The organism is Streptomyces sp. NPDC041796 (assembly GCF_055590785.1).
Genome location: NZ_JBVJAH010000015.1, coordinates 1 through 5,428, shown reverse-complemented (window position 1 = coordinate 5,428; position 5,428 = coordinate 1). Strand labels below are relative to the sequence as shown.

Annotated in this window: 5 protein-coding genes; 4 read left to right on the top strand and 1 reads right to left on the bottom strand. The window is 72.2% G+C overall.

From position 1 onward, the window contains the following. Positions 1–130 precede the first annotated feature (130 nt). Positions 131–1,939 carry a bifunctional metallophosphatase/5'-nucleotidase gene (locus ACZ6C1_RS27195; protein WP_469244112.1) on the bottom strand — a complete coding sequence of 603 codons (1,809 nt, stop codon included), beginning with the start codon at positions 1,937–1,939 and terminating at the stop codon, positions 131–133. A 121-nt stretch (positions 1,940–2,060) separates the two neighbouring features. On the opposite strand from ACZ6C1_RS27195, the gene mshD reads away from it, so the two are divergent. The 4 genes from mshD (at position 2,061) to ACZ6C1_RS27175 (ending at position 5,324) form a co-directional block, all read left to right on the top strand. After that, positions 2,061–2,999: a mycothiol synthase gene (mshD, locus tag ACZ6C1_RS27190; protein ID WP_469244110.1), complete on the top strand. Its 939-nt coding sequence runs from the start codon at positions 2,061–2,063 to the stop codon at positions 2,997–2,999. A gap of 95 nt (positions 3,000–3,094) precedes the next feature. Then, entirely contained in the window at positions 3,095–3,481 is a 387-nt protein-coding gene (locus ACZ6C1_RS27185; RefSeq protein ID WP_351820082.1) for a GntR family transcriptional regulator, read from the top strand. After that, positions 3,478–4,368: an ABC transporter ATP-binding protein gene (locus tag ACZ6C1_RS27180; RefSeq protein WP_469244109.1), complete on the top strand. Its 891-nt coding sequence runs from the start codon at positions 3,478–3,480 to the stop codon at positions 4,366–4,368. Before ACZ6C1_RS27185 ends, ACZ6C1_RS27180 begins: the two co-directional genes overlap by 4 nt. Next, the gene (locus tag ACZ6C1_RS27175) at positions 4,365–5,324 is read left to right on the top strand and encodes a hypothetical protein (protein WP_469244107.1); all 960 of its coding nucleotides are present in this window, start codon (positions 4,365–4,367) and stop codon (positions 5,322–5,324) included. The genes ACZ6C1_RS27180 and ACZ6C1_RS27175 overlap by 4 nt, the downstream gene beginning before the upstream one ends. The last annotated feature ends 104 nt before the right edge of the window (positions 5,325–5,428 follow it).

Here is a 5,428-nt window from a genome sequence, read left to right as displayed (position 1 = left end):
AAGAAGGCCGCTCCTGCCTTTCCCCCGTCCCACCCTGGGGGCGCCAACCCCCACACACCCTTCCCGCCAAGCACTTGCTTTGTGCCCCCCCCCCCCCCCCCCCCCCCCCCCCCCGCGCTCGTACCGCGTCCTACTTGACGACCGTGATCCGGTCGGCCTTCGGCGGCGCGATCGGCGCGCTCGCCGACGAGTTGGCCGCCAGGTAGGCGTTGAAGACGTCCAGGTCGGACGCGCCGACCAGCTTGTTCTTGCCCTGGGCGAGGGCCGGGAAGCCGTCGCCGCCGCCCGCGAGGAACTCGTTCATCGCGACGCGGTAGGTCTTGGCCGGGTCGATCGGCTCACCGTTCAGCTTCACCGAGTCGGCCACCACACGCGCCGCGCCCGTCTTGGTCATGTCGAGCGTGTAGGTGAAGCCCTTCGAGACCTGGAGGATCTTGGGGGAGGCCTCGTTCGAGCCGCTGACCTGCTGCTGGAGACCCGCGATGAGCTGAGCACCGGTCAGGTCGACCACGTTCATCATGTTGGTGAACGGCTGCACGGTGAACGCCTCGCCGTACGTCACCACCCCGTCGCCCTCGGCGCCGGACGCCTTGTACACCAGGTCCGAGCGGATGCCTCCCGGGTTCATCAGCGCGATCTGCGCACCGCCCTTGTCGGCGGGGGCGAGCCCGGCGAGCTGCGCGTCGGTGATCAGGTCGCCGAGCGGCTTCTCGTAGTCCGTGGAGCCGCGGCCGTTGATGTCGGCGGAGATGTAGCCCTGCGGCCTGTTGGCGATCGGCGCGGCCAGCGTGTTCCAGCGCTCGATCAGCGACGTCATGTCGGCGGCCTTCGGCACGTCACGCGACACGACGTGGTTCGCCGACTCCACCGACGTACGCACGATGTCCTTGGTCCGGCGGTCGTAGGTCAGCGTCGTGTCCGTGTAGAGCTTGCCGTACGAGGACGCCGAGGTGACCATGCGCGGCTTGCCGGACGGGTCCGGGACGGTGCACACGTACGCCTGGTGGGTGTGGCCGGTGACCAGGGCGTCGACCTGCGGGTTCAGCCTCTTCGCGATGTCGACGACCGGGCCGGAGATGCCGTCGCCGGCCCCCGGGCTGTCGCAGTTGTAGTTGTACGAGGACGAGGCCGGCGCACCGCCCTCGTGGATCAGGGCGACGATCGACTTGACGCCCTTGCGCTCCAGGACCTTGGTGTACTTGTCGATCGTCTCGACCTCGTCACCGAACTTCAGGCCCTTGACGCCCTCGGCGGTGACGATGTTCGGCGTGCCCTCCAGGGTCACCCCGATGAAACCGATCTTGACGCCCTTGCGCTCCCAGATGAAGTACGGGTCCAGGATCGGCTTGCCCGTCTTCTCGTTCGTCACATTGGCGGCGAGGTACGGGAACTGGGCGCCGGGGAAGGTCTTGCCCTCCTCGTAACAGCCGCCGGTCGGGTGGCAGCCGCCGTTCTGCATCCGGGCCAGCTCCTTGGCCCCCTCGTCGAACTCGTGGTTGCCCACGGACGAGACGTCGAGCTTCAGCTTGTTGAGCGCCTCGATGGTCGGCTCGTCGTGGAAGAGGCCCGACATCAGCGGGGAGGCGCCGATCATGTCACCGGCGGCGGCGGTGACGGAGTACGGGTTGCCCTGGCGCGCGGTGCGCAGGTGCGTGGCGAGGTACTCGACGCCACCCGCCTTGATCTTCTCCGTCGTGCCGTCCGCGTGCTGGTGGGTGACCTCCCCGGACGAACCGGCCGGCGGCTCCAGGTTGCCGTGCAGGTCGTTGAAGGAGAGCAGCTGCACGTCGACGGTGCGGCCCGGGTGGTGGCCGGCGGGCTTGCCGCGGTCGTCGGCGCCGGCCGGCAGGGCGGCGACCATCGCGCCGACGGTGGCCAGTCCGGCGGCGGTGGCGAGTATCCGCCGCCCCGCACGGTTCTTCTTCGGTGTCGCTGACATCTGTCCCCTCGTGGTCAACAAGTCGTGTACGGCCCAGCGCAGCCTAGGGTCAACGCGCGTAGCGCAACAGGGGGTGGAGGGTTACAAGCCGGTTGCCATCGGCCGCCGTAGGCTCGTACGCATGACGACTGACGCCCCGGTACCGGCCCTCGAGCCCGGCCGCCGTATCGACACCTTCGACGAGCTCACCCACGAGCAGGCCCAGGACGTCCTCGCCCTCCTCGCCGACGCGGCCCGCACCGACGGCATGCAGGCCGTCTCCGAACAGGGGCGGCTCCAGCTGCGCGGCGGGCGGCGCGAAGGGGTGTCCCACCTGCTGCTCAGCGTCCGCGGCGAGCTGGTCGGCTACGCACAACTGGAGGACACCGACCCCGTCGAGGCCCCGGCCGCCGAGCTGGTCGTCCACCCCTCGCACCGGGGGCGGGGCCACGGCAGGGCGCTGGGTTCGGCGTTGCTCGCCGCCTCGGGCAAGCGGCTGCGCGTGTGGGCGCACGGCGGCAAGTCGGCCGCCCGCCACCTGTCGCAGGTGCTCGGGCTGACCCTGTTCCGGGAGCTGCGGCAGATGCGCCGGCCGCTCGCCGACCTGTCGGACATCCCCGAGCCGGTGCTGCCGCCCGGCATCGTCGTGCGCACCTTCGTGCCCGGCCAGGACGACGCGGCCTGGCTGGCCGTCAACGCCGCCGCGTTCGCCCACCACCCCGAGCAGGGCGCGCTGACGCAGCGGGACCTGGACGACCGCAAGGCCGAGCCGTGGTTCGACCCGAAGGGCTTCTTCCTCGCCGTACGGGAGCCGGACGGCGAGGTCGTGGGCTTCCACTGGACGAAGGTGCACGCCGAGGAGCAGCTCGGCGAGGTGTACGTCGTCGGCGTGAGCCCCGACGCGCAGGGTGGCGGTCTCGGCAAGGCGTTGACCGCGATCGGGCTGCGGCACCTGGCGGCCGAGGGGCTCCCGACGGCGATGCTGTACGTGGACGCGGACAACACGGCGGCGGTGCGGGTGTACGAGGGGATGGGCTTCTCCACGCACGAGGTGGACCTGATGTACCGCTCGGAGACGTGACGCGCGGGGCCTGAGAGCAGGGCGAGGTGTTGACACCTCGCCCTCTCTTGCACCACCCTTTCACTACTTGATTAGTGAAAGGGTGGTGCAAGGACGTGGTCGAGTACCGCATCGACCGGCGCAGCGGCGTCGCCACCTACCTCCAGATCGTCCAGCAGACCAAACAGGCCCTCCGCCTGGGCCTGCTGGAACCCGGCGACAAACTGCCCACGGCACGCGAGGTCGTCGAAGCCACCGCCATCAACCCGAACACCGTGCTCAAGGCCTACCGCGAGCTCGAACGGGAGGGCCTCGTCGAGGCGCGCAGAGGCCTCGGCACCTTCGTACGGAGGACCCTGGGCAGCGCCCCCGCCGACTCCCCGCTGCGCGGCGAGCTCGCCGACTGGGCCGCCCGCGCCCGCGCGGCCGGACTGGAGCGGGACGACGTGACGGCGCTCTTCACCTCCGTACTCGAACAGCTCTACGAGGGGGACCACTCATGACCAGCGCCTTGGAGGCCCACGGCCTCACCAAACGGTACGGACGGCGGCAACCCGCCCTGCACGACTGCGCCTTCCGGCTCCCCGCCGGCCGCATCTGCGCGCTCGTCGGCCCCAACGGCGCCGGCAAGTCCACGCTCCTCGCCCTGGCCGCCGGCCTGACACGGCCGACCGCCGGCACGGTCCGGATCCTCGGCACCGACCCGGCGTCCGCCCGCGAGCGCGTGGCGTACGTCGCCCAGGACAAGCCGCTGTACCCGCAGCTCACGATCGCCGACACCCTCCGCATGGGCCACGAACTCAACCCCGGCCGCTGGGACGCCGACACGGCCGACCGCGTCGTCGCCCCGCTCGACCGCGGGGCCCGCATCCGTACCCTCTCCGGTGGCCAGCGCACCCGCGTCGCACTCGCCCTCGCGCTCGGCAAGCGCCCCGAACTGCTCCTGCTCGACGAGCCGATGGCCGACCTCGACCCGCTCGCCCGCCACCAGCTGATGGGCATCCTCATGGCGGACGCGGCCGAGCGCGGCACGACCGTCGTGATGTCGTCGCACATCCTCGGCGAGCTGGAGGGCGCCTGCGACTACCTGCTGTTCGTCAACGGCGGCCGGGTCCGCCTCGGCGGCGGCATCGACGACATCCTGGCCGCCCACACCCTGGTCACCGGCCCCGTCGGCGACCTCGCCCCGCACACGGTCGTGGAGTCCCGCGTCACGGGCCGCCAGCTCACCGCGCTCGTCCGCCACGACGGCCCGGTCGACACCACGTCCTGGCAGACCACCGAACCGTCCCTGGAGGACCTGTTGCTCGCCCACCTCCGCTCCCCCGAGGCCCCGGCCCTCCTCACCCCGAGCGCCTCCCCGGCCGTGGACGGGAAGGTGGCGGCGTGAGCGCCCTCGCCCCGCGGGGGCTGACCTGGACGGTGCTACGGGTGCACCGGAGGGCGCTGCTGATATCCGGCGCCTTCCTCGCGCTCGCCGCCGTCGCCCTGGTGTGGCTGCGCACGGAAGGTCAGGAGGCCGCGGCGTCACCCACGTCGTGCGCCACACCCGCCAAGCCCGGGGTACCGCTCTGCGACGCCGCGTTCTTCCGGGCGCCGCTTTCCGACTTCGCCGGAGACATGAGTCTCGCCGCCACCGTCATCGCCTGGCTCCCGCTGGCCGTCGCCCTCTACGCCGGCGCCGTGCTGTTCGGCGGGGAGATGGAACGCGGCACGGCCCGCCTCGCCTGGACCCAGTCCGTGACGCCCGGCCGCTGGTTCGCCACCAAGCTCGTGCTCCCCGCCGTGGTGATCACCGCCGGATTCTCGATCCTCTCGCTGCTGTACCGCTGGGCCCGCGGCTCCGCCCCCCGAAGGCTGTCCGACCGGTGGCACTACACGGACGTCTTCGTCGCGATGGGCCCCGCGGTCCTCGCGTACGGCCTGCTCGCCCTGGCCGTCGGCGCGCTCGCGGGCCTGCTGGTGCGGCGAGCGCTGCCCGCCGGGGGCATCACGCTCGCCGTCACCGGCCTGGTGATGATCCTGTGCGAACGGTGGCGGTCCGGCTTCTGGACCCCCGTGGAGCAGGTGTGGAAGAAGTCCCGCGGCGAGCTGGGCAGCGGCGCCTGGCAGCTCGACATGGGCCTGATCACGCCCTCCGGTCAACGCATCCACGACTGCCTCCAGCCGGGCTCCCTGGCGCCGCCGGGGTGCCGGGAGGCGCGCTCGGCGAAACAGTGGTACGCCGTCCACCACCCGAGCGACCACTTCTGGCCACTCCAGCTCGTCGAGACCGGCATCGTCCTCGCCCTCGCGGCCGTCGCCACGGTCATCGCCTTCAGAGTGCTGCGCCGCCACCACGCGTGATCACGGCCCGGGGGGGGGGGGGGGGGGGGGGGGGGGGGGGGGGGGGGGGGGGGGGGGGGGGGGGGGGGGGGGGGGGGGGGGGGGGGGGAGGGGGGGGGGGGGGG

Coding starts and splice junctions, on each gene's coding strand:
- ACZ6C1_RS27195 (WP_469244112.1), bottom strand. CDS start 1,939: ATGTCAGCGACACCGAAGAAGAACCGTGCGGGGCGGCGGATACTCGCC.
- mshD (WP_469244110.1), top strand. CDS start 2,061: ATGACGACTGACGCCCCGGTACCGGCCCTCGAGCCCGGCCGCCGTATC.
- ACZ6C1_RS27180 (WP_469244109.1), top strand. CDS start 3,478: ATGACCAGCGCCTTGGAGGCCCACGGCCTCACCAAACGGTACGGACGG.